Origin of the sequence: Pseudonocardia ailaonensis (genome assembly GCF_039531635.1) — a bacterium.
In the GTDB taxonomy this organism is placed as follows: domain Bacteria; phylum Actinomycetota; class Actinomycetes; order Mycobacteriales; family Pseudonocardiaceae; genus Pseudonocardia; species Pseudonocardia ailaonensis.
In genome coordinates this window covers 331043-355300 of sequence record NZ_BAAAQK010000004.1, presented here as the reverse complement: position 1 = coordinate 355300, position 24258 = coordinate 331043, and the positions used below count along the sequence as shown (strand labels likewise).

Sequence of the window (24258 nt, the reverse complement as noted above, 5' to 3'; positions counted from 1 at the left end):
TCCAGTGTGCCCACTCGGGCCGTTCAGGGGGGGTCGTCAGCGGTGGTCGTCGAGGAAGCGGTCCAGCGCGGGCCAGGTCGTGGTCCGGGCCCGGCGTCCGGTGAGGACGCCGAGGTGGCCGCCCGGTGCGGACTCGAACCGGGCCTCCGGGGAGCCCGCGAGCAGCTCGACGGTGTGCCGGACCGACGCCATCGGGGCGATGACGTCGTCCTCCCCCGCCACGACGAGCGCCGGCACGTCCACGGCGGCGAGCGAGATCTGCCGGCCGCCCAGCGCCAGCTCGCCGGAGGCCAGGTCGTTGCTGCGCAGCAGGAGATGGAACAGCTGGCCGAACGCGCGCCCGGGATAGCCGTGCATGTGCCGCATGAAATGGTCCACCGCCTCGATCTGGGCGAGGGTGTCCCGGTCCCCCAGCCGCGACGCCACCACCAGGGGCTTGGTGACCAGGCGATCGACCGTCGTCAGGTGGAAGGCCCAGCTGACCACGGGGGCCGGGAAACTGCCGGCGGCGCGGTAGACCGCGGACACCGCCCGCCCGCCGGCGACCTCGGCCAGCGGGCGCAGCGGCGCCACCAGGGGCACCGCGGAGATGTCGACGGGGCTGGCGATCGCCGTCACGGTCCGGACCGGGAGGCGGTCACCGGCCTGCGCGGCCGCCGCGGTCGCCAGCAGCGCGAACAGCCCGCCGAGGGACCAGCCGACGAGGTGGACCGGGCCCTCGCGCTCGGCGACCATGCGCGTGACCCGCGGGACCACGCGGTCGACCCAGTGCTCGACGCCGAGCTTGCGCTGACCGAACGCCATGGGCCCGTAGTCCACGAGGTAGACGGTCCGGCCGGCGGCGAGCAGGTGCTCGACCAGGGAGCCGCCGCGGCGGAGGTCGTAGGCGAAGTCCGGGGCGCCGAGGGGCGGGACCAGCAGCACGGCGGGGCCCGTGGCGGTACCGATGGCCGACTCCGCGAGCCCCGTCTGCGTGCCGATGGTCGACTCCGCGAGCTCCGTCTGCGTGCCGATGGTCGACTCCGCGAGCTCCGTCTGTGTGCCGATGGTCGACTCCGCGAGCTTCGTCTCCGGATCGTCGTAGCGGTACAGGACCCCGCCGGGATCGCGGGCGATCTCGGTGCGGGGCATCCGGCGCAGGTCGGCCACGCCGCCCGCGACGACCTTGTCCCAGAGATTGCCCAGCGCCCCCATCGCGGCAGGATACGGCCGCCGAGGCCCGGGCGGGCCGAGCGAGGCACGCGCGGTGACCGGCGCGGTTACCGGCCAGTATGTGACACTCGCCGCCATGCAGCGCGACCTCTTCGATGCCGAACACGACGCGTTCCGCGACCTCGTCCGGACCTTCCTGGAGAAGGAGGTCCTCCCCCACCACGCCGAGTGGGAGAAGCAGGGGCAGGTCGACCGGGAGATCTGGCTCGCCGCGGGCCGCACCGGCCTGCTCGGCACGGACGTCCCCGAGGAGTACGGCGGCGGGGGCACCCCCGACTTCCGCTACAACGCCGTGGCCCTGGAGGAGATCACGGCGGCGGGCGCGAGCGGGCTCGGCTTCCCGCTGCACAACGACGTCGTGGCCCCCTACCTGCTGCGGCTGTGCACCGACGAGCAGAAGCAGCGCTGGCTGCCCCGCTTCTGCTCCGGCGAGATGATCACCGCGATCGGGATGACGGAGCCCGGCACCGGTTCCGACCTGCAGGGCATCGCGACGCACGCCACCCGCGACGGGGACGACTGGGTGCTCAACGGCGCCAAGACCTTCATCACCAACGGGATCCTCTCGGACCTCGTGATCGTCGTGGCGAAGACGGATCCGGACGCCGGGTCGCGCGGCTTCTCGCTGCTCTGCGTGGAGCGCGGGATGCCCGGCTTCGAGCGCGGCCGCCGCCTGGAGAAGGTGGGCATGAAGGCCCAGGACACCGCGGAGCTGAGCTTCACCGACGTGCGGGTGCCCGCGGCCAACGTGCTCGGCGAGGTGGGCGAGGGCTTCATCTACCTGATGCAGAACCTGGCCCAGGAGCGGCTGTCGATCGCCCTCGGTGCGACGGCGGGCGCGGCGGCCGCCCTGCGGATGACGCTGGACTACACCAAGGAGCGCAAGGCGTTCGGCCGGCCGGTCGCCGCCTTCCAGAACACCCGCTTCGAACTCGCCGAGATGGACACCGAGGTGGACGTGACGCGGGCCTACGTGGACCGCTGTCTGGCCGCCCACGTCGCGGGAGAGCTGTCCGTCGCCGACGCCGCCAAGGCCAAGTGGTGGGCCACCGACGTGCAGAAACGCGTGGTCGACCGGTGCGTGCAGCTGCACGGCGGCTACGGGTACATGCTCGAGTACCCGATCGCCAGGGCCTTCGTCGACTCGCGGGTGCAGTCCATCTACGGCGGCACCAACGAGATCATGAAGGAGATCATCGGACGGACGCTCACCGGCTGAGGGACACCACCCGGCGCACGTGGCCGCGCGGTGAACGGGTAGAAAGCGGCTCATGGCTTTCCGGTTGACGCCGCACGAGCGCGGCTTCTACCCGCTCTTCACCCGTGCCGCCGAGAACATCGTGGTGGCGGCGGGGGAGCTCGCTGCGCTCGTCGCCGCCGAGCCCCCCGACCGCCCGGCGCTGGCGAAGCGGGTGAAGGACGCCGAGAACGCCGGCGACGAGATCACCCACGAGATCATGGTCAAGCTGAACTCGGTCTTCGTCACACCCTTCGACCGCGAGGACATCTACCGCCTCGCGTCCTCGCTGGACGACGTGGTGGACGCCATCGAGGAGGCGGCGGACCGGATCGTGCTCTACCGGCTCGACCGGCTGCCGGCAGGCATCACCATGCAGGTCGACGTGCTCCGCCGGGCCGCGGCGGCCACCGCGGAGGCGATGCCGAAGCTCGAGCGGATGGCCGAGCTGCAGGAGTACTGGATCCACGTCAACTCCCTCGAGGACGAGGCGGACGAGGCCTACCACGCCGTGCTCGCCGGGCTGCTCTCCCCGGACGAGCGGATCACGGACGCGGCGGCGGTGCTCGAGGTGATCAAGCTCAAGGAGGTCGTCGACACCCTGGAGGAGGCGGCGGACGCCTTCGAGACGGTCGCCAACACGGTCGAGAGCATCGCGGTCAAGGAAGCATGATCCTCACCGCGGTCATCGTGGTCATCGTGGTGGCGCTGGCCTTCGACTACACGAACGGCTTCCACGACGCGGCGAACGCCATCGCGACGTCCGTGGCCACCCGCGCGCTCTCCCCCCGTGTGGCACTGCTCATGGCGGCCGTGATGAACCTCGTCGGGGCCTTCCTGGGCACGGAGGTGGCGTCCACGGTCGGGAGCGGGATCATCAGCGCCCCGCAGGGCATCGCGGGGCTCGTGGTGGTCCTGGCGGCGCTGATCGGCGCCATCGTCTGGAACCTCGTGACCTGGTGGCTCGGTCTGCCGAGCTCGTCGTCGCACGCCCTGATCGGCGGGCTGGTCGGGGCCGGGCTCGCGTCCGCGGGCGAGGTCAAGTGGGCCGGCGTGCTCGAGAAGGTCGTGCTGCCGATGGTCCTCTCGCCCGTCGCCGGGTTCCTGGGCGCCGGGCTCGTGATGATCGCGATCCTGTGGATCTTCCGGAACTCCCGTCCCGCCCGCACGAGCCGCGGCTTCCGGATCGCGCAGACCGTCTCGGCCGCCGCGATGGCGCTGGGCCACGGCCTGCAGGACGCGCAGAAGACGATGGGCGTGATCGTGCTGGCCCTGGTGGTCGGCGGCTTCCACGAGGGCACGGACGTGCCGTGGTGGGTCGTGCTGATCTCCGCCGGCGCCCTGTCCGCGGGCACCGCGGCGGGTGGCTGGCGGATCATGCGCACGCTCGGGCGGCGGATCATCGACCTGGATCCGCCGCGCGGGTTCGCGGCCGAGCTGACGGCCTCGGCCGTGCTCTACACCACCGCGTTCGTGTTCGCCGCACCGATCTCGACCACCCAGACGATCACGTCGTCCATCCTCGGGGTGGGGGCGACCAAGCGGCTCTCCGCCGTCCGCTGGAACGTCGCGGGCAACATCGCCGTGGCCTGGGTGGTGACCCTGCCCGCCGCCGGGCTGTGCGCCGCCGTGGCGTTCTGGGTCCTGCACCCGCTGGTGGTCTGATCGGCCCGGTCTAGACCACGCTCGCCTTCAGGCGGGCGCGCTCCTCCTCGACGTCGTAGTCCGGGGCCGGGAAGACCGGGGCGAGATCGTCGAGGGTCTCGGCGAGCAGCGCCGCGATGGCCCAGTTCCGGTACCACTTGCGGTCGCTCGGGATCACGAACCAGGGTGCGACGTCGGAGTCGCAGCGCTCCAGGGCGGCCGCGTAGGCCTCCTGGTAGGCGGGCCACTTCTCGCGGGAGTCGATGTCGCCGGGGTTGTACTTCCAGCGCTTCTGCGGGTCGTCGAGGCGGGCTCCGAGGCGCTCGGCCTGTTCCTGCGGCGAGATGTGCAGCATGCACTTCAGCACCGTGACGCCCTGCTCCGAGAGCTCCTTCTCGAAGGCGGTGATCTGGCCGTACCGGGCCTGCCACACGGACTCCTCGACGAGGGAGTCCACCCGCGCGACCAGCACGTCCTCGTAGTGGGAGCGGTCGAACACGCCGATCCGCCCGGGCGTGGGGACCTGCTTGCGGATCCGCCACAGGAAGTCGTGGGACAGCTCCTCGGGCGTGGGCCGCTTGAACGAGGCGATGTGCAGGCCCTGCGGGTTGACCATGCCGACGACGTGGCTGATCACGCCGCCCTTGCCGGAGGTGTCCATGCCCTGCAGGACGAGCAGCACCGCGCGGGTGCCGCCCGCCGTGCCCTCGGCGTAGAGGGCCTCCTGGCGGGCGTCGAGCCGCGCGTCGAGCTCGCCCATGGCCCGGGCCGCGTCCGTCTTGTCCTTGGGGCCGATGGGCCGCCCGGCGGTGTCGATCGCCGACAGGTCCACGGGACCGGACGGCACCCGGAAGGTCTCGCGCGCAGTGGCCTTCATGCGCGCACCCTAGCGATCACCCCGGCTCGTCTCTACGAGGCGCGGGTTCCGATCGGGACGACCATCGGGGTGCCGGCCACCGGATCGGGGATCACCCGGGCCTCCAGCCCGAACACCTCGGACAGCAGCGGCTCGGTGATCACGTCCCCGGGCTCGCCCTGCGCCATGATCGCACCCGCCTTCATGGCGACGAGCCGGCTCGAGTACCGGGCGGCGAGGTTGAGGTCGTGCAGCACCATCACCACGGTCCGGTTGCGCTCGGAGTTCAGCCGCTCCACCAGCTCCAGCACCTCGACCTGGTGGGCGAGGTCGAGGTAGGTGGTGGGCTCGTCGAGCAGCAGCAGGTCCGTGCCCTGGGCCAGGGCCATCGAGATCCAGGCCCGCTGGCGCTGGCCGCCCGACAGCTCGTCGACGGGCCGCTCGGCGAGGTCCGAGATGCCGGTCCACTCCAGCGCCTCGGCCACGGCCTCCTGGTCGTCGGTCGACCACTGCCGGTACCAGGTCTGGTGCGGGTGCCGGCCGCGGGCGACCAGGTCGCCGACGGTGAGGCCCTCGGGCGCGGTCGGTGCCTGCGGCAGGAGCCCCAGGATCGTCGCGACCTCCTTGGTGGGCATGGTGTCGATCTGCCGGCCGTCGAGCAGTACCCGGCCCGCGGTGGGCCGCAGCAGCCGTCCGAGCGCGCGCAGCAGCGTGGACTTGCCGCACCCGTTGGGCCCGATCACCGAGGTGACGGTGCCCTGCACGACCTCGAGATCCAGGTTGTCGACGATGGTCCGCTCGCCGTAGCCGAGCCGGACGCCCTCGGCCCGGAGCCGGACCCGGCCCGAACGGTCGTCCTGCACCTCGGCCCGGGATGCGGGGCTGGTGGTCATGCGCGGGCCTCCCGGCCTTGACGGACGAGCAGGTACAGCAGGTAGGGGGCGCCGAGGACGGCGGTGATCACCCCGACGGGCAGTTCCGCGCCGCCGAACGCGGTGCGGGCGACCAGGTCCGAGAACACCGTGAGCGCGGCGCCCAGGACCAGGGACGCGACGATCGGCGGTCGCGGCGAGCCGACGAGCCGCTGCGCGATCTGCGGGGCCACCAGCGCCACGAAGGCGATCGGCCCGGCGGACGCGGTGGCGACGGCGGCCAGGCCGACGGCGACCAGCAGCAGCCAGGTGCGGGCCCGGTTGACCCGGATGCCCAGGCCGCTGGCCGTGTCGTCACCGAACTGCAGGCCGCCCATCACGAAGGACAGGACGATCGCCGCCGGCACCAGGACCACCAGCGCGATCCCGACGGGGACGACGTGTTCCCAGCCGCGGGCGTTGAGGCTGCCGTTGATCCACACCGTGGCGCGGGCGGCCTCGTAGACCTGGGCGACGATCAGCATCCAGTTGACCAGCGCCACCAGGATGGCGTTGATCCCGATGCCGACGAGTACCAGCCGGTAGCCCTGGATGCCCTTGCGCCAGGCCAGGCCGTAGATGACGACCGCGCTCACCAGGCCGCCGACGAGCGCGGCGACGGGGAGGCCGACCGCGGCGAGGCTGCCGCCCAGCGCGGCCCCGCCGAGCACCACGACGCTCACCGCCGCGGCGCCGGCGCCCCAGGTGATGCCGATGATGTCCGGGCTCGCGAGGGGGTTGCGGGCGATCGCCTGCATGATCGCACCGGCCACGCCGAGCGCGCCACCGACCAGCAGGCCGGTGAGAGAGCGCGGCAGCCGCAGCTCCAGGACGATGAACTGCTGGCCGGGGTCGCCGCCGCCGAACAGTGTGGCCAGCACCTCGCCGATGCTGATCGGGTACTCGCCGCGGCCGACGTTCAGGGCCACCGCGAGCAGGAGCAGCGCGAGCCCCACGACCACGACGACCACGGTGCGCGGCCGCCACACCAGCGAGACGGGCCCGCGGCGGAACGGCGTGCGCCCGGGGACCTCGGGCGGGGCGATCACGGGCGCGCTCACAGGGACACCAGCTTCCTGCGGCGGACCAGGGCGATGAAGAACGGGGCGCCGACGATCGCCAGCACGATGCCGACCTGCAGCTCGCCGGGCCGGGCCACGACCCGCCCGAGGACGTCCGCGGCGAGCAGCAGCACCGCCCCCATCAGCCCGGACGCCGGCAGCAGCCAGCGATGGTCCGGGCCGGTGAGCGAGCGCGCCAGGTGCGGCACCACCAGGCCGACGAACGCGATCGGGCCGCACGCCGCGGTCGCCCCGCCGGCCAGCAGCGTGATCGCGATGACGCCCATGACCCGGGTCCGCCGCACGGACTGGCCGAGCGAGCGGGCCACGTCGTCACCCAGGGACAGCGCGTTGAGCGCGGGCGCGCTGGCCAGGGCGATGAGCGCCCCGACCACGATGAACCACACCACCTGCCCGAACACCGCCGCGTCCCGGCCCGCGAGCGAGCCGACGTTCCAGAAGCGGTAGGCGTCCAGGGTGTTCGTGTCGGTGAGGATGATCGCCGAGACCAGGCCGCCCAGCAGGAAGGACAACGCCGCGCCGGCGAGCGCGAGGCTCACGGGGGTGGGGCTGCCGCGACCGCTCGCGGAGCCCAGCAGGAACACCGCGGTGCTGGCCACCATGGCGCCGGCGAAGGCGAACCAGACGTAGCCGAGCAGCGTGGTCACGCCGAAGACGTAGATCCCGCACACGACGAAGAAGGCCGCGCCGGCGTTGACCCCGAGCAGGCCGGGATCGGCGAGCGGGTTGCGGGTGTGCCCCTGGATCAGGGCGCCGGCCAGCCCGAGCGCGATCCCGACCAGCACCCCGAGCAGGGTCCGCGGCACCCGCAGCGAGCGGATCACCACGTCGTCCTCGGTACCGGTGGGCGCGACGATCGCGCTCCACACGTGCGAGAACGGGATGATCTTGGTGCCGAACGCGATGCTCGCGAACAGCGCGAGCACCAGGAGGGCGAACAGGATCGCGAGCCCGGCCAGCCGGCGGCGGCGCAGGCCGCTGCCGGGGCGCGGGACCACGACGGGGGCCGGCCGTGCGGGTTCGGCCGTGGTGCTCACTCGTCGCCTCCTCCGTGGTCGTCCGGCGCGGGTGCGCGGGCACGACAGGACAGGTGCCCTGTGTGGTGACGAAGGGAGGCTAACCTCACTCGGCCGGGTCAGGAAGCCCGGGGCGATCACGGAACGACACCGGTGTCCGGTTCCGGTACGGCCGGGTGTCCGACCGGCAACCGTCGGTCACCGGGCGGGCACCGGCAGCCGGTTCGCGGGCCGAAGCCGCCGGTGATCTGATGACGGCGTGCGCCGCCTGCTGCCCGGAACGGGCCCCGTCGATCCCGCCGACCTGCCGGAGATCTACGCCTACCCGCCGTCCCCCGGGCGGCCCGTCGTCCGGGTCAACTTCGTGTCCAGCCTCGACGGCGCGGTGTCCGTGGACGGCGTCTCCGGCGGGCTGGGCTCCGCGGCGGACAAGGCGGTCTTCGGCACGCTGCGCCGGCTCGCGGACGTGATCCTGGTCGGGGCGGGCACCGCGCGGGCCGAGGGATACCGCGGGGCCCGCAAGCCCACGATCGGCACCGACGCTCCCCCGCCGATCGCCGTCGTCACCGGCTCGGCCTCGCTCGATCCCGGGACGGGCCTGTTCACCGACACCTCGACCCCGACGCTCGTGCTCACCACCACGGACGCGCCCGCGGACCGGCGGGCGGCGCTGCGGGAGGCGGGCGGCGAGGTCGTCGAGCTCCCGGATCTCACGCCGGCGTCGCTGCTGGGCGAGCTGGAGCGGCGCGGGCTGCGCCGGGTGCTCTGCGAGGGCGGCCCCGGGCTGCACGGTGACCTCGTCCGGGCCGGCGCGGTCGACGAGCTGTGCCTCACGCTCGCGCCGCTGGTCGTCGCCGGGGATGCCGGCCGGATCGCGTCCGGACCGGCCGCGGCCCCGCCGGAGGGGTTCGCGCTCGCGTCGGCGCTGGAGGAGGACGGCACCCTGCTGCTCCGCTACTCCCGCACCCCCTGAACCGGTACTCCTGGGTGTCGATCCGCCGTTCGGGTGATGTCCCGTGAGGCAGGAGGGGGTAGGGACGTCTCACCGGTGTACGGCGAACCCGCCGAAGAGGAGAACCACATGACCAGCAGCACCCCCAGCCCCACCATCCCGGCCGCCTCCACCGCGACCACGGCCGCGGCCGGCGGCGTCGCCGGCAGCCCGGGCCGGCTCGCCGAGGACACCGCCCAGGGCCGCACGACGATCGCCGCCTCCGTCGTCCAGAAGATCGCCGGCATCGCGGCGCGCGAGATCTCCGGCGTGCACTCGATGGGCGGCGGCGTCTCCCGCGCCTTCGGCGCGATCCGCGAGCGCATCCCCGGCGGCGGCGCCGGCGCGTCGAACATCGCGGGCGTGCAGGTCGAGGTCGGCGAGAAGCAGGCCGCGGTCGACCTGGACATCGTCGTGGAGTACGGGGCATCCATCGTGGACCTCGCGCGGGCCGTGCGGCGCAACGTGATCACGGCCGTCGAGCGCATGACGGGCCTCGAGGTCATCGAGGTCAACATCGCGGTCAACGACATCCACCTGCCGGACGACGACGACGACGTCGACGCCCCGGCCGTCCCGGCCACCCCGGCGCCCTCCCGGGTCGAGTGACCGCAGTCGAGTGACCACCTCCGAACCCGGGGAGCTGCTCGCCCGCCGGCTGGCCGAGCTGGTGTCGGCCCACCCGGCCGTCTCCCGGCTCGACGCCGGGCCCTGGAACGCCGTCGCGACCTGGATCCCGGGCCGCAGGCTCGTCGGGGTCCGGGTACCGGACGAGCCCGCCGCACCCGTCGAGGTCGCGGTCGTCCTCGGGCTGGACCGCCCGCTCCCGGAGGTCGTCCGGGAGCTGCGGGCGGCGATCGCGACCCTCACCCCGCGTCCGGTGGACCTCACCGTCGCCGACGTGGACGCACCACCCCAACGGGCCCGCCCGGCCGCCACCGCGGCCGTCGAGATCGGACCCTGACATGCACAGCAGGAGCGTGTTGATGAACGCCACCCAGACCGGTCTGCTGACGGGTCTCATCCTCGGTGTCGCTGCCGCCTTCGGCGGCTTCGGCGCCTTCCTGATCGTCCTCGTGCTCGGTGCGGTCGGCCTGCTGGTGGGCCGCGTGCTCGACGGGGAGCTGGACCTGTCCGGGATCCTCGGCCGGGCGCGGGACAAGTGACTCTCGCCCCGGCGGAGGTCGCGCTGCCCGGCTGGGCGCCCGACGCCGACGAGCGCGGTGTCCTCGACATCGCGCCGACCGTGCTCCGCAAGATCGCCGAGTACGCGGCCGACCAGGTCCCGGGCACGCTCCACCGCGAGCGCCGGGTCGCGGGCGTGGACGTCGGCGAGGCCGGGCCGCGCGCCCGGGTCGCCGCCGGCGCCGACGCGGTCGACGTGCGGCTCGAGCTGACCCTGCTCTACCCGGCTCCCGTGCGGGAGACGGTGGCGGCCGTCCGCAGCCGGATCGCGGACGACCTGGCCCGCCTGGCGGGCTACCGGGTGCGGTCCCTCGCGGTGACCGTGTCCGGGCTGCGCGGCGCACCCGCCGAGACCGCGCGGATCCGGTAGGGAGGCCGTCATGCGCGTACTGCTGCGTACGCTCGCGCCGCTGCTCGGGCTGGTGCTGGCCGCTCTGGGCGTGCTCGTCGTGCTCGAGGTGGTGGCGGCGTGGCTGCGGCCCGCCGCCACCCGCGGGCTGGTCGTGCCCTGGCAGGACTGGCAGGCGCGGCTCGGCGAGATCGCCTGGACGGACACGACGGTGCGGATCGTCGCGATCTGCGTCGCCGTGCTCGGGCTGCTGCTCGTGCTGGTCGCGCTGCTCGCACGGCGCCACGACGTGGCCCTGACCGCGCCCGCCCCCGCCATGACCGTGGGTACCTCGCCGCGGGTGCTGGCCCGGCTCGTCGGCCGGCACGTCCGCGAGGCGGACGACGTCGCTGCGGCCACGGTCAGCGCGTCGGCCCGCCGGGTGGTGGTGCGGGCCGAGGGCTGGCCGGACGACGAGAGCGGGATCGGCGGGCTGCGGGACTCGGTCCGCGGCCGGGTCGACGAGCTCCTCGGGGAGCTGCCGCTGGCCACCACACCGCGCGTCACCGTGACCGCCCGCGGGCGGAGGGAGCCCCAGTGAGCGAGCCAGCGAGCGAATCATCGGTACCGCGCGAGCCTGCTGCCGAATCATCGGCACCACGCGAGCCTGCGAGCGAATCACCGTTGCTGCGCGAGCCTGCCGGTCGGCCATCGGCACCACGCGTGCCTGCCGGTGGACCATCGGTTCCGCGCACGTCCGAGGTCGCCGCCCCGCCCCGTCGGGTCGTCCGTGGATCCCGCAAGGCGGTGGCCCGGTCGGCCGGTGCGGACCGGTGGTGGCTCGGCGTCCTGGGCCTGGTGCTACTGGTGGCCGGGGCCGGGGCGGCGCTGCTCGGGTTCGGGATCTTCGGCTCCGCCCGGGGTTCGCGGCCGTTGCTCGATCCCGTGATCGTCGACGCGCTGCGCGCCCAGCCGCTGCTCTGGCGGTGGGTCGCGATCGTCGGTGGGGTCGTCCTGGTCGTGCTCGGGCTCGTCTGGGCCGTGCGGTCGCTGCGTCCCGAACGGCGTCCCGATCTGTTGCTGGAGTCCTCCGCGGACACGACGCTGCTGGTCACGGCGGGTGCGGCGGCCGAGGCCGTCGGGGCACGGGCGGGGCTGCTGCCCGGTGTCGGCCGGGCCCGGGCCCGGATGGTCGGGTCGGCGGGCTCCCCGGCGCTGCGCGTCACGGTGTGGATCACCGATGACGCCGACGTCGCCGAGATCTGCCGGCTGCTGGAGTCCGACGTCGTGGCCGAGGCGCGTGACGCGCTGGGGCTGGAGCACCTGCCCGTCGCGGTGCGGCTGGAGCTCGACGCCGCCCGTGGCGGGCCGCGGGTCGCCTGACGGGCGGGGGCGGGACGATCACCCGTCCCGCTCACGGCGCGTTCACCGTCGAACCGTCACACTGTGTACGTGGGGGTATCGCCTCGGACGCGGCGGGCCGCGCTGACTGCGCCGACGCGGCGGGCCGCGGCGAACGCGTCGACGCGGCGGGCCGCGGTGGCTGCGCTGGCTGCGGTCGTCGCGGTCGTCGCGCTGCTGCTCGCGTCCTGCTCGGTGGGCCCGTCGCGCCGCCCGCCCGTCGCGGTGCGCGGCGACGGGATGACCGGGCCACCGCCCACGAGCGCGGCCCCCGCCCCGGCGGACCCCAACTCGCTGCCCCTCCCGCAGCAGCAGAACCCCGTGCTGGACTACGCGGACTGCACCGCGGACACGGTGGAAGCCGTTGCGGCGGAGGGGTACCCGCTGCCGCCCGGGCGGGCCCTGACCGCGAGCTGCGGCCAGCTGGCCGTGCCGGCGGACCCGGGGCGCCCCACGGCCGGCAGCACCCGGCTGGGTGTCCTGCGCGTCTCCGCCCCGGACGCCCCGCGGAACCGGCCGGCCCTGGTCGTCCTCGGGGACAGCGGGGGCGGCGGCTCGGCCCGGGTGGCCGCGCGGCTCGCCACCCTGGTGTCCGACGCGGTGCTGCGCCAGTACCAGCTCGTCGGCCTGGACCGCCGCGGCACCGGCAGCGACCTGCTGGACTGCGCGCCGCCCGCCGCCCGCGCCGGGATCACCGACACCGCCCCGGTGACCGGCGACGCCGGCCTGTCGGCGCTGCTGGAGCAGGCCCGGTCCGTGGTCCAGGACTGCTACCTGCAGCTCGACCAGACGATCACCACGTACCGCACGGCGTCCACCGTCGCCGATCTCGAACGGTTGCGCACCCAGCTGCGGGTGGACCGGCTCAACATCGTCGCGCTCGGCGACGGCGGTACGGCCGCGGCGGCGTGGGCGGCGGCGCACCCGCAGTCGGTGGGGCGCATCGTGATCGACTCCCCGCTCGATCCCTCGACGGACGAGCCGGAGCGCAGCGAGCGCCGGGCGGGAGCCGCCGAGGCGGCGTTCGACGCGTTCGCCTCCTCCTGCCTCGCCCGGGGCGGGTGCCCTCTCGGCGCGGATCCGCGGGCCGCCGTCACCCAGATCGTCCGGGGCCTGGACGCCCGCCCGCTCGCCTCGGCCGACGGGGACCGGGTCACCGCGGGCGGCGCGATCGCGGCGATGCGCGCGGGGTTGGGCGAGCCCGCTCGCTGGCCCGCGCTGGCCGCGGCGCTGGCCGGGGCCGGCTCCGGCGACCCGAACGGCCTGATCGGCTTCCTCTCCCCCGTGCTGCGGGACGGCGGCACCTTCGACGGGGCGCTGGCCGTGACCTGCAACGACTCGGTGCGCCGGCTCGCGCCGCCTGAGGTCGCCCAGCTCGCCACGCGCTGGGGGCAGCAGTACCCGCTGTTCGGGGCGGCTGCCGCGGAGGGCCTGCTGGCCTGCGGCCCGTGGCCGGTGAGCGGCGGCTCGCCCTCGGTCACCCCGCTGCCCGGAACCACCCCGCCGGTCCTGGTGCTGGGCACCGCGGCCGACCTCCGCGCCCCCCTGGACGGCTCGAAGAAGGTCGCCCAGCTCCTGGGCCACGCGTCGTTCGCGACCTGGGAGGGTTCCGCCCAGGGCGCCTACCCGAGGAACGCCTGCATCACCGCCCTGGCCGACCAGGTCCTCGTCCAGGGCCAGATGCCGAGGGACGGCACCGTCTGCCCCGCCTGACCGCATTATGGAGCCATAATGGTTTTATAACGCCGTCATGAAACCACTATGGCTCCATAATGCGGGGGGGGTCAGCGGGTGTCGGGGCCTATGAAGCCCTGCTTGATCATCCAGTCCCTTGCCACGTTGGCGGGGTCGTCGCCGTCGACGTCGACCTTCTTGCCCAGCTCGATCATCTCGTCGTTGCTCAGGGCCTTGGCGATCGGCGCCATGACGCCGGCGATCTCCGGGTGGGCCTTGTAGGTGTCCTCGCGCAGCGTCGGGGCGATGTTGTACTGCGGGAAGAACTTCTTGTCGTCCCCCAGCACCGCGAGGTTCAGGCCCGCGATGCGGCCGTCCGTCGTGAAGATCTCGCCGAAGTTGCAGGTGCCGTTGGCGATGCCGGCGTAGATGGCACCCGTGCCGAAGGTCTTGACCTCCTTCGGCGCGAACCCGTACGTCTTCTCCGCGCCGGGCAGGCCGTCCTGGCGGCTGGCGAACTCCGTCTCCACGCAGAAGACGCCCTGGTCGGGGTTCTGCTTCAGGAAGTTGACCATGTCCGTGTTGGTCTTGAGGTTGTGCTGGTCGGCGTAGGCCTGGGTGGTGCCGAACGCGTAGGTGTTGTTGAGCTTCGAGTACGGCAGCCAGACGATGCCGTTCTCCTTGAGGTCCTGATCGCGGACGGCGTCGTACTGGCCCTGCTCGTCCGGGATCGGCTGGGTGTTGCCGAGGTAGTTGATCCACCCCGTGCCGGTGTACTCCCAGCTGATGTCGATGTCGCCGGTCTTGAGCGCGAGCCGGGCGTTCGAGGAGCCCTGGATATTGGTCAGGTCGTGGACGTCCGCGCCGGCCGCGGAGAGCGCGAGCTCGGTCATGTAGCCCACGAGGATCTGCTCGGTGAAGTCCTTGGAGCCCACCGTCATGCTCACGCCCCGCAGGCCCGGTACCGGCGTGATCGAGCCCGGGGTCACGGTGAAGGGCACCGCGGTGTTGGTGGACAGGCCGCAGCCGGCGAGCACGATCAGGGCCGTACCCAGGATCGCCGCGAGACGTGCCGATGGTCGGCTCACTGCTCGGCCCCCTTGGGAGCCAGCCAGCGCTCGGCCATGCCGCCCAGCCAGTCGACCAGCAGCGCCAGCCCGATCGCCAGCACCGCGCCGACGTACATCACCGAGTTGAGCTGAAGCTTGTAGCCGGTGTCGATCAGCTCGCCGAGCCCGCCGCCGTTGACGAAGAAGGCCAGCGTCGCGGTCCCGACCGCCAGCACCAGGGCGGTGCGCAGACCGGCGAGGATCAGCGGCACCGCCAGCGGCAGCTCCACCCGGAACAGCACGCCCATGGCGGACATGCCGATCCCGCGGCCGGCGTCGATGAGCGAGCGGTCCACCTGCTGGATGCCGACCATCGTGTTCCGCAGCACCGGCAGCAGCGTGTAGAAGATCAGCGGGACGGCGACGGCCCACAGGCCCTCGATGCCCGTCCAGAGGAAGAACAGCACGATGACGCCCAGCGCGGGCGCGGCCTGGCCGATGTTCGCGATGGCCAGGAACACCGGGCTGAGCCACTTGAGCTTCGGCCTGGTCAGCGCCACCCCCAGCGGCACCGCGATGGCCACCACCAGCACGCTGACGACGAACGTGATCACGATGTGCTGGCCGGTCAGCTCGAGGATGGTGGGCAGGTTGAGGGTCTCGCGCTCGTTGGCGTTGAGGTTGCTGGACAGGGCCCAGATCACCACCGCCCCGACGAGGACGACGACCGCGACGGGCTGCACGAACAGCCGCACCCGGTCCGCGCGCGAGGCGACCGAGGGTCTGGGTTCGACGGACCTCGTCTTCGAGACGCCGGGGAGGTCGACGACGGCGGTCATCCGGTCACCCCGGTGCCGTCCGAGGCGTGCTCCTCGCGGACGTTCGCGATCACGCTGGTCACGGTGTCGATGTCGATCGTGCCGAGCAGCTCGCCCCGGTTGCCCGTGACCACTGCGCGGCCGCCCTCGGTGAGGATCGCCTCGAGGGCGTCCTGCAGCGTGGAGGCCGGCGACACGGAGTCCCCGACGACCTTGCCCACGCCGTCGAGCGACTGGCGCCCGGCGAGCTCCCGCACGTGCACCCACCGCTGCGGGCGGCGCCGTTCGTCGAGGACCAGCGCGTAGGTCCGGCCCGCCGAGGCCATCCTCTCGGCCACGGCGGCGGGCCGCTCGTGGTCGCCGATGGCCATCACGTCGTCCCGGTGGAACTCGACGTCCCGCACCCGCATCAACGTGAGCTGCTTGAGGCTGGCTCCCGCGCCGACGAAGCCGGCCACGGTGTCGTTGGCCGGGTTGGCGAGGATCGCGTCCGGGGTGTCGTACTGCTGGATGGAGGAGCGGTCGCCCAGCACCGCGATCTTGTCGCCGAGCTTCACGGCCTCGTCGAAGTCGTGGGTGACGAACACGATCGTCTTGCCGAGCTCGGACTGCAGGCGCAGCAGCTCGTCCTGCAGGTTGCCCCGGGTGATCGGGTCCACCGCGCCGAACGGCTCGTCCATGAGCAGGACGGGCGGGTCCGCGGCGAGCGCCCGGGCCACGCCGACGCGCTGCTGCTGGCCGCCGGAGAGCTGGCGCGGCAGCCGGCCGGCGAACGTCCCCGGGTCGAGACCGACGAGGTCCATCATCTCCTCGACCCGCGCGTCGATCCTCTTCCTGTCCCACTTGAGCAGGCCCGGCACGATCGCGATGTTCTGCGCGACCGTGTAGTGCGGGAACAGGCCGGCCTGCTGGATGGCGTAGCCGATGCCGCGGCGGAGCTGGTCCGCGTCGAGGCTCAGCGCGTCCTGGCCGCCGATGGTGATGACCCCGGAGGTCGGCTCGACCATCCGGTTGATCATCCGCATGGTCGTCGTCTTGCCGCAGCCGGAGGGGCCGACGAAGACGACGATCTTCCCGGCCGGGATGGTCATCGAGAACGCCTCGACCGCCGGGGCCTTGGTGTTCGGGTAGTGCTTGGTGACCTTCTCGAGGGTGATCTCGGCACCGGAGACACCTCGCTCGGTGGGCTGTTCGATGGTGTCAGTCACGGATCCCCCTCGGGACGGTCAGACGGGAGATGAGGACGAAGATCCCGTCCAGGATCAGGGCGAGGATGACGACGCCGAGCGTTCCGGCGAGCGCCTGGTTCAGCGAGTTGGCCGAGCCGGCGCGGGTGAGGCCCGAGAAGACCTCCGAGCCCAGGCCGAAGCCCTTGGCGTAGGCCGCGATCACGGCGATGCCCATGAGCATCTGGGCCGAGACGCGCATGCCGGTGAGGATCGCGGGCCACGCCAGGCGCAGCTCCACCCGGGTGAGCACGCCGACGCGGCCCAGCCCGATCCCCTTCGCGGCATCCGTGATCGAGGGATCCACCCCGGCGAGACCGACGATCGTGTTGCGCACGATCGGCAGCAGACCGTAGAGCGTGAGCGCGATGACGCTCGGCGTGACGCCCAGCCCGACGATGGGGATCAGCAGCCCGAGCAGGGCGAACGACGGGATCGTGAGGATGGTGCTGGACAGGGCGGTCGCGATCGCGGAACCCGCGGAGCTGCGGTAGACCAGGATCCCGACCACGACGCCGATGATCGCGGCCAGGATCGTGCACTGCACCACGCCACTCACATGGAGCAACGCCTGCAGTGACAGTCGGTCCCACCGCTCGGTGACGTACTGCCAGAGGCTCACACTCGGATCCCCCTTCCGGTGCGGCGCGCTACGGAGAGCGCGCATCCGGGGGGAACCTACGGGCAAATGCGAGTGGACGCCGGGTGGAACGGTGGTCCCCGGGAGGGATGGAACCGGGCCGTGACCTGACCGGGCGGGCGGGGACCGGGAGCCGTCAGGGGTTGCGGGCCCGGCTCGGCTGCACCCGCATCGGCTCGTCCGGCATCTTCGGGTACTCCGGCGGGTAGGGCATCTCGCCGAGCCCGTCCTCGTCGTACCACTGCAGCGCGGTCTCGCAGCCGCCCCGCTGCTCCCCCATCTCCGCGTGGGGGTCCCCCCGCTCGGCCAGCAGGCCGGGCACGGTGCGCAGGGTGAAGTCGTCCGGTTCGGCGGAGGTCAGATCGTCCCAGGTCAGGGGCATGGAGACGGTGGCGCGCGGCAGCCCGCGGACCGACCAGGCACTCGCGATCGTGCGATCCCGGGCGGCCTGGTTGAAGTCGAGGAACACGCGCTCGCCCCGCTCCTCCTTCCACCACTCCACGGTCGCCCTGTCCGGGATGCGGGCGGCCACCCGGCGGGCGATCGAGATGACCGCCCGGCGGACCTGGATGAAGTCCCACTCCGGGCGGATCGGGGCGAAGACGTGCAGGCCGCGGCCGCCGGAGGTCTTGGGCCACCCCGTCAGGCCCGCCTCGGCGAGGACCTCGCGCAGCACGCCGGCGACCACCACCGCGTCGGCGAAGTCGGTGCCGGGCTGGGGATCCAGGTCGATGCGCAGCTCGTCCGGCCGGTTGGTGTCCGACCGGCGGACCGGCCACGGATGGAAGTCGAGCGTGCCCATGTTGGCGGCCCAGGCGATGGCCGCCTCCTCGGTGGGGCAGAACGTGTCCGCCGTGCGGCCGCTGGGGAAGGTGACCTTCGCCGTCTCGATGTAGTCCGGCGCACCCTTGGGCAGGCGCTTGGCGAAGAAGGGCTCGCCCTCGACCCCGTCCGGATACCGCTTGAGGTTGGTCGGCCGGTCCTGCAGGACGCGGAGCATCGGGCCGGCGACGGCCACGTAGTACTCCATGACCTCGCGCTTGGTGATCCCGAGATCGGGGAAGACGACCTTGTCCGGGCTGGTCAGACGCACCTCGCGCGCACCGACCGGGACCAGGATGACCGACTTCGCCGCCATGGGCGAGAACCTACCGGTCGGGACCGACGAAATCCCGGATCGTGCGGGCGACGAGCGCCGGGTCGGCCATGTTCGCGAAGTGGGACTGACCGGGCCAGGTGACGCGGCGGACGTCCGGGAGCACCCGTTCCAGGGCGTCGGCGCTGGCCGGGAGGGGGTCCCAGCTGTCCGCCCCGGCCATCAGGAGGGTGGGCACACCGACGTCGGCGAAGTGCGCGGCACCGGGCCAGGCGCCGGCGAGGGCCTCCAGGTCGTGCAGCACACCGGTGACGAACTCGCCGGGCTCCAGGTCGTCATCGGGGTCGATCTCGCCGGCCTGCTCCTGGAGGGCCGCCATCACCTGCGGCGTCACGCCCGCGACCTCGGTGAGGAAGCCCATGATCGCCCCCTCGGGAGAACCGGCGGCGAGGCGAGCGCGGTAATCGGCCAGCGCCTGCGGGAGGTGGTCGCCGATCGCGAGCACCGGCGGCTCGTAGAGGAGCAGCGAGCGCAGCCGGGACGGGTCGGCGAGAGCGGTGTGCAGGGCGAGCAGGGCGCCGTAGGAGTGGCCCGCGAGGTGCACACCGTCCCCCCGGTCGGCCGCCTCGACCAGCGCCCGCACGTCCGCGGTCTCCGCGGCGAAGGACTTCTCCCCCGGTCCCTCGTCGCTCGGCGGGTAGCCGCGCCGGGCGACGAGCCAGACCTCGAACCCGTCGAGCTCGGCGGCCACGGCCGACCAGGAGTCGATCCCGTTCATCGCGCCGGGCAGGACGACCAGCGGCCGGCCCGTGCCGACGCGGCGGACCGCGATGCGGGTGCCGTCGGCGGACGTGACGTGCTGCAGCGAGGTGGTCATGTCGCCGAGGCTGGCCCGGGGAGCTGACAGCGGGCTGTCAGGCCGCTGACATCCCCCCGGCGGCGAGGATCGCCACCGTCCGACACGCCGCACACCGGTGCCGCCCGGGTTTACGCTCCCCGTATGGCCGGATCGGATCACGGGTGGGCGCGTCGCTTCGACGACGAGCTGCTCGGCCTGGATCCGGAGGACCCCGAGGCCCGCGCGTTCGCCCAGCACCTGGACCGCATGCAGCGGGACCGGCCGGCGTACACCGTCGAGGGCTACATCGACGGCGTCCGGGACTTCGCGGACTCCGCCAACCGCGCGCAGGGGGCCCGGTACTGGGCCGCCGTCCTGGTCGTCGTGCTGCTGCTCGTGGGTGTGGTGTGGGTGGTCGGGCGCGCGCTGATGATCGTGCTCGGTGCCGGGTAGCGGCGGAAACAACCGGACCCCGGCCGGCGTTGAGCCCTACGGCAGCAGTGCCTGCCGGAAAGGGTTAGCGTGAACGCATGGGTCTGTTCCACCGCGAGTCCGGTTCCGCCCCGTCGGAGACCGAGCCGGCGGCCACCGTCGTCAGGTCGGACGAGGAGTGGCGCGAGCAGCTGAGCCCCGCCGAGTACCAGGTGCTCCGCCAGGCGGGCACCGAGCGGCCGTTCGTCGGCGAGTACACCGACACCACGACCGTGGGTGTCTACAACTGCCGGGCGTGCGGAGCCGAGCTGTTCCGCAGCGAGACGAAGTTCCCGTCGCACTGCGGCTGGCCGTCCTTCTACGCGCCCGAGGACGCGGCCGTGATCGAGCGGGTGGACACCTCGCTCGGGATGCGCCGGGTCGAGGTCGTGTGCGCGGCCTGCAAGAGCCACCTCGGGCACGTTTTCGAGGGTGAGGGCTACGGCACGCCCACCGACCTGCGCTACTGCATCAACTCGATCTCGATGACGCTGCAGCCGGCGGAGTAGCTCTCAGACGACCTCGACGGCGCACGGGAGGTCCGGTGCGCCGGCGAGGCGGGCATCCTTGGTGACGAGGGGAACGTCCAGCGCTGCAGCAAGCGCGACGTACAGCGCGTCGTAGTAGCTGAGGTTGTGGCGCAGTGCCCAGGCACGGCCGGCCAGGGCGCGGTGGTCGTGCCTGCGGTGGATCGTGCCGCCCAGGGCACGCAGTGCGACTTCGGCCGTGCCCGCCTCGATCGCGCCCGCCGCCACCCGGCGGCGGAGGACACTCCCGACCTCGGCGTCGACGAGATGCGGGGCATGAAGCCGAAGGCCGCGGAGCCGCGTCCGCATGTCCGAAGGGCGGGGCTCGGTGAGGATCTGGACGACCACCGACGCGTCGAGGACCACCTCGTCGCCGGTCACCTGCCCTCGCGGAGCTCATGGAGGTCGGTCACGACGTCCGCGGAGGTGACTCCGGTCCCCCGGTCCGTGGCCAGCGCGGCATCGAGCTCCGCGAACAAGGCGGTCTCCCGCCTCTCGAACCTCGCGGACGAGACGACGAGGTCCCGCATGTACACCTGGAGCGACTGTCCGGCCGCTCTCGCTCTCGCCGACAGGGTCTCGTAGTCCTCGTCCGGGATGTCGCGGATCTGAATGGTGGCCACGGAACCAGCGTAGCGCTGAATCAGCGCTACTCCTACGGCAGCGCGGTGACCAGGTCGCCGATCTCGACCCGCGGGCCGGTGTAGAAGGGGATCTCCTCGCGGACGTGCCGGCGGGCCTCGGTGCCCCGCAGGTGGCGCATGAGGTCGACGATCCGGTGCAGCTCGTCCGCCTCGAAGGCGAGGATCCACTCGTAGTCGCCCAGGGCGAACGACGGGACCGTGTTGGCGCGGACGTCCGGGTAGTCCCGGCCTTCCTTACCGTGGTCCGCGAGCATCTTGCGGCGCTCGTCGTCCGGCAGCAGGTACCAGTCGAGGCTGCGGACGAACGGGTACACGCAGACGTACTTCTTGGGGTCCTCGCCCGCGAGGAACGCCGGGATGTGGCTCTTGTTGAACTCGGCCGGGCGGTGCAGCGCGACCTGGCTCCACACCGGCACGGTGGCGCGGCCGAGGCTCGTGGTGCGGCGCAGGTCGGCGTACGCGGCCTGCAGGGCCTCGAGGTTGTCCGCGTGCCACCAGATCATGAAGTCGGCATCGGCCCGCACGCCCGCGAGGTCGTACACGCCCCGCACGACCACGCCCTTGCCCTCGAGCGCCTCGACGAACTCCGCGGCCTGGGTCGCGGCCGCGGTCCGGTCCTCACCGAGCCGGCCGGGCTCGACCCGGAACACGGACCACATGGTGTAGCGGATCGTCGCGTTGAGCTCGGCGTAGTCGAGGCGTGCCATGGGTTCATGCTATCCGCGCCCGGCCCTCGTTCCCGCGGGCCCCGGCATCGCAGATGTGTGTTTCGGGCTACCGGAAGTGCCGACTCGCGGGGTTCGTGAGGCGGCCGGCCGCGGCGTGGGCGGTGGCGATGCAGGCGGGGACGCCGACGCCGTGCAGGGCCGCGCCCACGACCTCCAGGCCGGGCAGCTCCGCCACCGCGGCCTCGAGGGCCGCGATCCGGTCGAGGTGGCCGGGGGCGTACTGCGGCAGGCCGCCGCCCCAGCGCTGGACGTGCACCGCGACCGGCGCGGCCGTGATGCCGTGCAGCGTGGCGAGGTCGCGGCGGGCACGGGCGACCAGCTCGTCGTCGTCGACCTGCAGGGCGGCGGCCTCACCGAAGCGGCCCATCGACACCCGGAGCCGCAGCAGCCCGTCCGGGGAGACGTGCGCCCACTTGACGGACGAGTGGGTGGCCGCCTTGATCGCGAGCGGCTCGTCGGCCGCGACCAGCACCCCGGAGGTGTCGGGGCCGGCGACCTCCTCGTAGGCCAGGCCCACGACGACCGAGGAGGCCAGCTCGATCCCCGCGAGAGCGGTGGCTGCGGCGGATCCCTCGAGGAGCCTGCGGGCGGCCGGGGCGGGGACCGCCAGGACCACGGCGTCGACGTCGAGAGCCTCCGGCGCGGTGGTGGGGCCGAGGACGAGCCGCCAGCCCTGGTCCCGGCGTTCGAGGGCGCGGACCGTGGTGTCGAGCCGGAGATCGGCCTTCGCCGCGCCGAGCAGGGCCGCGAGCAGGGTCGAGTAGCCGCCGCGGAGCGCGCCGAACACGGGCCCGGTGGGCTGGCCGGACACCCGCGGCCCGCCGGACTCGACGGCCCGGCTGCCGGAGTCACCGGCTCCGGCACCCCCCGACTCGCGCGGAGCCACGCCCCGGCTCGCGGGGGGTGGGGTGGCGGCCCGGGTGGCGGCGGCGGTCAGGGAGGTCGCGCCATCGTCCAGGGCCGCGGCGAGGGCGGGGACCGTGGCGCGCAGGCCGAGCGCGTCCACGCGGCCCGCGTAGACCCCGCCCAGCAGCGGCTCCACCAGGCGTTGGGCCACCTCGTCGCCGAACCGCTCCCGCAGGATCGCGCCCAGCGCCACGTCGGCACCCGGTGCCCAGCGGAAGGAGCGGCTCGGCTCGGCGGCCACCTCGGCCAGGGCCGACGGGGAGAGGACCTCGGAGAGCTGCGCGCCGGTCGTCGGGACGCCCAGGAAGGTGCCCGCCGGCATCCCGACCGTCCGGCCGCCCGCCCGGATCGTGGGGCGGGCGCCGGTGGGGTGCACGATCTCGCCCGCCAGGCCGAGCTCCGCGAGCAGCGCCGGGACCTCGGGGCGGCGGGCGAGGAAGGCCTCCGCGCCGACGTCGAAGGGCCGGCCCGCGAGGTCGACGGTGTGCAGCACCCCACCGATCCGCGACCGCTGCTCCAGCACGACGATCTCCGCGGCCGGATCGAGCACGCGCAGCCGGTGCGCCGCGGCGAGCCCCGAGATCCCGGCCCCGACGATCGCGATCCGGTGGCGCGCAGCGGGGCTCCCGGGGTCACTCATCGGCGCTCAGAGCGAGTGCACCAGCTCGACGGTGCGGGTGATCACATCCGGGTCCGTGTCCGGCAGCACCCCGTGCCCCAGGTTGAACACGTGCCCCGGCGCCCGTGCGCCCTCGGCCGCGATCCGCCGGACCTCCGCCTCGATCGACGCCGGGTCGGCGAACAGCACCGCGGGATCGAGGTTGCCCTGCACCGGCACCCCGCCACCGGCCCGCGCGGCGCCGACGTCCAGCGGCGTGCGCCAGTCGACCCCGATGACGTCCGCCCCCGCCTCGGTCATCGCGCCCAGCAGCTCGGCCGTGCCCACCCCGAAATGGATCCGCGGCAGGCCCGACCCGGCGAACGCGCCGAGCACCCGCGTGGAGTGCGGCAGGACGTAGGTGCGGTAGTCCCGCTCGGAGAGCGCGCCCGCCCAGGAGTCGAAGAGCTGCAGGGCGTCCACCCCGGCCGCGACCTGCGCCTGCAGGAACGTCGTGGTGATCCCGGTCAGCTTCGCCATGAGCGCGTGCCACACCTCGGGCGCGGCGCGCATCATCGCCTTCGTCTTCTCGTGGTTGCGGCTCGGACCGCCCTCCACCAGGTACGACGCCAGCGTGAACGGGGCGCCGGCGAACCCGATGAGCGGTGTCTCCCCCAGCTCGCGCAGCAGCAGCCCGATCGCCTCGACCACCGGGGCGACCTGCGATGGATCCAGCTCGGGCAACGCCTCGACGTCCGCCAGGGTCCGGACCGGGTTCGCGACGACCGGCCCGGTGCCGGGCACGATGTCGACGCCGATCCCGGCCGCGTAGAGCGGCACGACGATGTCGGAGAACAGGATCGCCGCATCCACACCGTGGCGGCGGATCGGCTGCAGGGTGATCTCGCAGGTGAGGTCCGGCGTGAAACAGGACTGGAGCATCCCGGTGCCCACCCGCAGCGCCCGGTACTCGGGCAGCGACCGGCCGGCCTGACGCATGAACCAGACGGGAAGGCGGGTCGGCCGCTCGCCGCGGGCGGCGGCGAGGAAGGGCGACCCGGGAAGGGACCGCCGGACCCCGGCGGAAGGTGCGCTCACGGGAGACATCACACAGCATCGTCCCATCTGCACGGCGGGGTGGGCAGATCGACCCGATCGGAGCGCGGCGCGCCTGGCCCCG

The 24258-nt window shown here is 73.4% G+C and carries 29 protein-coding genes; 13 read left to right on the top strand and 16 right to left on the bottom strand.

The window, feature by feature from the left end; genetic code table 11:
• Positions 1-36 precede the first annotated feature (36 nt).
• Positions 37-1194: an alpha/beta hydrolase gene (locus ABD324_RS08140; RefSeq protein WP_344414100.1), complete on the bottom strand. Its 1158-nt coding sequence runs from the start codon at positions 1192-1194 to the stop codon at positions 37-39.
• A 94-nt stretch (positions 1195-1288) separates the two neighbouring features.
• On the opposite strand from ABD324_RS08140, the gene ABD324_RS08135 reads away from it, so the two are divergent.
• From ABD324_RS08135 to ABD324_RS08125, 3 genes are read left to right on the top strand one after another with little or no spacing between them, the layout of a single operon-like run.
• A complete protein-coding gene (locus ABD324_RS08135) occupies positions 1289-2431 on the top strand; it encodes an acyl-CoA dehydrogenase family protein (protein WP_344414098.1) in 1143 nt (380 codons plus the stop codon).
• A gap of 52 nt (positions 2432-2483) precedes the next feature.
• A complete protein-coding gene (locus ABD324_RS08130; RefSeq protein ID WP_344414096.1) occupies positions 2484-3122 on the top strand; it encodes a DUF47 domain-containing protein in 639 nt (212 codons plus the stop codon).
• Positions 3119-4114, top strand: coding sequence for an inorganic phosphate transporter (locus ABD324_RS08125; protein WP_344414094.1), 996 nt, complete (start codon positions 3119-3121; stop codon positions 4112-4114). Before ABD324_RS08130 ends, ABD324_RS08125 begins: the two co-directional genes overlap by 4 nt.
• A gap of 10 nt (positions 4115-4124) precedes the next feature.
• On the opposite strand, the gene ABD324_RS08120 is transcribed toward ABD324_RS08125, so the two are convergent.
• The 4 genes from ABD324_RS08120 to ABD324_RS08105 are packed head-to-tail and all read right to left on the bottom strand — an operon-like array spanning position 4125 to position 7979.
• Positions 4125-4970, bottom strand: coding sequence for a PPK2 family polyphosphate kinase (locus ABD324_RS08120; protein WP_344414092.1), 846 nt, complete (start codon positions 4968-4970; stop codon positions 4125-4127).
• 32 nt (positions 4971-5002) lie between these two features.
• On the bottom strand, positions 5003-5842 hold the full coding sequence (locus ABD324_RS08115; RefSeq protein WP_344414090.1) for an ABC transporter ATP-binding protein: 840 nt from the start codon (positions 5840-5842) through the stop codon (positions 5003-5005).
• Positions 5839-6921 (bottom strand): FecCD family ABC transporter permease, encoded by a 1083-nt coding sequence (locus ABD324_RS08110; RefSeq protein WP_344414088.1) that lies wholly within the window; start codon positions 6919-6921, stop codon positions 5839-5841. Before ABD324_RS08110 ends, ABD324_RS08115 begins: the two co-directional genes overlap by 4 nt.
• Complete coding sequence (locus tag ABD324_RS08105) at positions 6918-7979, bottom strand: FecCD family ABC transporter permease (protein ID WP_425565755.1); 1062 nt, start codon at positions 7977-7979, stop codon at positions 6918-6920. Before ABD324_RS08105 ends, ABD324_RS08110 begins: the two co-directional genes overlap by 4 nt.
• A gap of 238 nt (positions 7980-8217) precedes the next feature.
• On the opposite strand from ABD324_RS08105, the gene ABD324_RS08100 reads away from it, so the two are divergent.
• The 8 genes from ABD324_RS08100 (at position 8218) to ABD324_RS08065 (ending at position 13576) form a co-directional block, all read left to right on the top strand.
• Positions 8218-8931 (top strand): pyrimidine reductase family protein, encoded by a 714-nt coding sequence (locus ABD324_RS08100; RefSeq protein ID WP_344414086.1) that lies wholly within the window; start codon positions 8218-8220, stop codon positions 8929-8931.
• A gap of 108 nt (positions 8932-9039) precedes the next feature.
• On the top strand, positions 9040-9558 hold the full coding sequence (locus ABD324_RS08095) for an Asp23/Gls24 family envelope stress response protein (protein WP_344414084.1): 519 nt from the start codon (positions 9040-9042) through the stop codon (positions 9556-9558).
• A 10-nt stretch (positions 9559-9568) separates the two neighbouring features.
• Entirely contained in the window at positions 9569-9913 is a 345-nt protein-coding gene (locus ABD324_RS08090) for a hypothetical protein (protein WP_344414083.1), read from the top strand.
• 22 nt (positions 9914-9935) lie between these two features.
• A complete protein-coding gene (locus tag ABD324_RS08085) occupies positions 9936-10115 on the top strand; it encodes a hypothetical protein (protein WP_344414081.1) in 180 nt (59 codons plus the stop codon).
• Positions 10112-10504, top strand: coding sequence for an Asp23/Gls24 family envelope stress response protein (locus ABD324_RS08080; RefSeq protein ID WP_344414079.1), 393 nt, complete (start codon positions 10112-10114; stop codon positions 10502-10504). Before ABD324_RS08085 ends, ABD324_RS08080 begins: the two co-directional genes overlap by 4 nt.
• Positions 10505-10514: 10 nt before the next feature.
• A complete protein-coding gene (locus tag ABD324_RS08075) occupies positions 10515-11063 on the top strand; it encodes a DUF6286 domain-containing protein (RefSeq protein WP_344414077.1) in 549 nt (182 codons plus the stop codon).
• A 206-nt stretch (positions 11064-11269) separates the two neighbouring features.
• Positions 11270-11845: an alkaline shock response membrane anchor protein AmaP gene (locus ABD324_RS08070; protein ID WP_344414075.1), complete on the top strand. Its 576-nt coding sequence runs from the start codon at positions 11270-11272 to the stop codon at positions 11843-11845.
• 69 nt (positions 11846-11914) lie between these two features.
• Positions 11915-13576 carry an alpha/beta fold hydrolase gene (locus ABD324_RS08065; RefSeq protein ID WP_344414072.1) on the top strand — a complete coding sequence of 554 codons (1662 nt, stop codon included), beginning with the start codon at positions 11915-11917 and terminating at the stop codon, positions 13574-13576.
• Between the two features lie 71 nt (positions 13577-13647).
• Here ABD324_RS08065 and ABD324_RS08060 read toward each other — a convergent pair whose 3' ends face one another.
• The 6 genes from ABD324_RS08060 to ABD324_RS08035 all read right to left on the bottom strand — a co-directional run bounded on the left by ABD324_RS08060 (position 13648) and on the right by ABD324_RS08035 (position 19243).
• Positions 13648-14625, bottom strand: coding sequence for a glycine betaine ABC transporter substrate-binding protein (locus tag ABD324_RS08060; RefSeq protein ID WP_344414070.1), 978 nt, complete (start codon positions 14623-14625; stop codon positions 13648-13650).
• The gene (locus ABD324_RS08055; RefSeq protein ID WP_344414068.1) at positions 14622-15425 is read right to left on the bottom strand and encodes an ABC transporter permease; all 804 of its coding nucleotides are present in this window, start codon (positions 15423-15425) and stop codon (positions 14622-14624) included. The genes ABD324_RS08060 and ABD324_RS08055 overlap by 4 nt, the downstream gene beginning before the upstream one ends.
• Entirely contained in the window at positions 15422-16612 is a 1191-nt protein-coding gene (locus tag ABD324_RS08050) for an ABC transporter ATP-binding protein (protein WP_344414066.1), read from the bottom strand. The genes ABD324_RS08055 and ABD324_RS08050 overlap by 4 nt, the downstream gene beginning before the upstream one ends.
• Entirely contained in the window at positions 16605-17252 is a 648-nt protein-coding gene (locus tag ABD324_RS08045; RefSeq protein ID WP_344414064.1) for an ABC transporter permease, read from the bottom strand. Before ABD324_RS08045 ends, ABD324_RS08050 begins: the two co-directional genes overlap by 8 nt.
• A 154-nt stretch (positions 17253-17406) precedes the next feature.
• The gene (ligD, locus tag ABD324_RS08040; protein ID WP_344414062.1) at positions 17407-18408 is read right to left on the bottom strand and encodes a non-homologous end-joining DNA ligase; all 1002 of its coding nucleotides are present in this window, start codon (positions 18406-18408) and stop codon (positions 17407-17409) included.
• Between the two features lie 10 nt (positions 18409-18418).
• Positions 18419-19243, bottom strand: coding sequence for an alpha/beta fold hydrolase (locus ABD324_RS08035; RefSeq protein ID WP_344414060.1), 825 nt, complete (start codon positions 19241-19243; stop codon positions 18419-18421).
• A 123-nt stretch (positions 19244-19366) separates the two neighbouring features.
• Here ABD324_RS08035 and ABD324_RS08030 point away from each other — a divergent pair, with 123 nt between their 5' ends.
• Entirely contained in the window at positions 19367-19657 is a 291-nt protein-coding gene (locus ABD324_RS08030; RefSeq protein ID WP_344414058.1) for a hypothetical protein, read from the top strand.
• A 77-nt stretch (positions 19658-19734) separates the two neighbouring features.
• Positions 19735-20184: a peptide-methionine (R)-S-oxide reductase MsrB gene (gene msrB, locus ABD324_RS08025; RefSeq protein ID WP_344414056.1), complete on the top strand. Its 450-nt coding sequence runs from the start codon at positions 19735-19737 to the stop codon at positions 20182-20184.
• 3 nt (positions 20185-20187) lie between these two features.
• Here msrB and ABD324_RS08020 read toward each other — a convergent pair whose 3' ends face one another.
• From ABD324_RS08020 to hemE, 5 genes are all read right to left on the bottom strand, one after another.
• Positions 20188-20583 carry a type II toxin-antitoxin system VapC family toxin gene (locus ABD324_RS08020; protein WP_344414054.1) on the bottom strand — a complete coding sequence of 132 codons (396 nt, stop codon included), beginning with the start codon at positions 20581-20583 and terminating at the stop codon, positions 20188-20190.
• A complete protein-coding gene (locus ABD324_RS08015) occupies positions 20580-20825 on the bottom strand; it encodes a FitA-like ribbon-helix-helix domain-containing protein (protein ID WP_344414052.1) in 246 nt (81 codons plus the stop codon). Before ABD324_RS08015 ends, ABD324_RS08020 begins: the two co-directional genes overlap by 4 nt.
• Positions 20826-20857: 32 nt before the next feature.
• Positions 20858-21553, bottom strand: a complete 696-nt coding sequence (gene hemQ / locus ABD324_RS08010) for a hydrogen peroxide-dependent heme synthase (RefSeq protein ID WP_344414050.1) — start codon at positions 21551-21553, stop codon at positions 20858-20860.
• Between the two features lie 67 nt (positions 21554-21620).
• Positions 21621-23120, bottom strand: a complete 1500-nt coding sequence (gene hemG, locus ABD324_RS08005) for a protoporphyrinogen oxidase (protein WP_344414048.1) — start codon at positions 23118-23120, stop codon at positions 21621-21623.
• 6 nt (positions 23121-23126) lie between these two features.
• On the bottom strand, positions 23127-24185 hold the full coding sequence (gene hemE, locus ABD324_RS08000) for a uroporphyrinogen decarboxylase (protein ID WP_344414046.1): 1059 nt from the start codon (positions 24183-24185) through the stop codon (positions 23127-23129).
• Positions 24186-24258: the final 73 nt, after the last annotated feature.

Bases quoted from the DNA above. Each gene is read 5' to 3' on its own strand.
- ABD324_RS08140 (WP_344414100.1), bottom strand. From the start codon at position 1,194: ATGGGGGCGCTGGGCAATCTCTGGGACAAGGTCGTCGCGGGCGGCGTG.
- ABD324_RS08135 (WP_344414098.1), top strand. From the start codon at position 1,289: ATGCAGCGCGACCTCTTCGATGCCGAACACGACGCGTTCCGCGACCTC.
- ABD324_RS08130 (WP_344414096.1), top strand. From the start codon at position 2,484: ATGGCTTTCCGGTTGACGCCGCACGAGCGCGGCTTCTACCCGCTCTTC.
- ABD324_RS08125 (WP_344414094.1), top strand. From the start codon at position 3,119: ATGATCCTCACCGCGGTCATCGTGGTCATCGTGGTGGCGCTGGCCTTC.
- ABD324_RS08120 (WP_344414092.1), bottom strand. From the start codon at position 4,970: ATGAAGGCCACTGCGCGCGAGACCTTCCGGGTGCCGTCCGGTCCCGTG.
- ABD324_RS08115 (WP_344414090.1), bottom strand. From the start codon at position 5,842: ATGACCACCAGCCCCGCATCCCGGGCCGAGGTGCAGGACGACCGTTCG.
- ABD324_RS08095 (WP_344414084.1), top strand. From the start codon at position 9,040: ATGACCAGCAGCACCCCCAGCCCCACCATCCCGGCCGCCTCCACCGCG.
- ABD324_RS08085 (WP_344414081.1), top strand. From the start codon at position 9,936: ATGAACGCCACCCAGACCGGTCTGCTGACGGGTCTCATCCTCGGTGTC.
- ABD324_RS08075 (WP_344414077.1), top strand. From the start codon at position 10,515: ATGCGCGTACTGCTGCGTACGCTCGCGCCGCTGCTCGGGCTGGTGCTG.
- ABD324_RS08055 (WP_344414068.1), bottom strand. From the start codon at position 15,425: ATGACCGCCGTCGTCGACCTCCCCGGCGTCTCGAAGACGAGGTCCGTC.
- ligD (WP_344414062.1), bottom strand. From the start codon at position 18,408: ATGGCGGCGAAGTCGGTCATCCTGGTCCCGGTCGGTGCGCGCGAGGTG.
- ABD324_RS08035 (WP_344414060.1), bottom strand. From the start codon at position 19,243: ATGACCACCTCGCTGCAGCACGTCACGTCCGCCGACGGCACCCGCATC.
- ABD324_RS08030 (WP_344414058.1), top strand. From the start codon at position 19,367: ATGGCCGGATCGGATCACGGGTGGGCGCGTCGCTTCGACGACGAGCTG.
- msrB (WP_344414056.1), top strand. From the start codon at position 19,735: ATGGGTCTGTTCCACCGCGAGTCCGGTTCCGCCCCGTCGGAGACCGAG.
- hemQ (WP_344414050.1), bottom strand. From the start codon at position 21,553: ATGGCACGCCTCGACTACGCCGAGCTCAACGCGACGATCCGCTACACC.
- hemG (WP_344414048.1), bottom strand. From the start codon at position 23,120: ATGAGTGACCCCGGGAGCCCCGCTGCGCGCCACCGGATCGCGATCGTC.
- hemE (WP_344414046.1), bottom strand. From the start codon at position 24,185: ATGTCTCCCGTGAGCGCACCTTCCGCCGGGGTCCGGCGGTCCCTTCCC.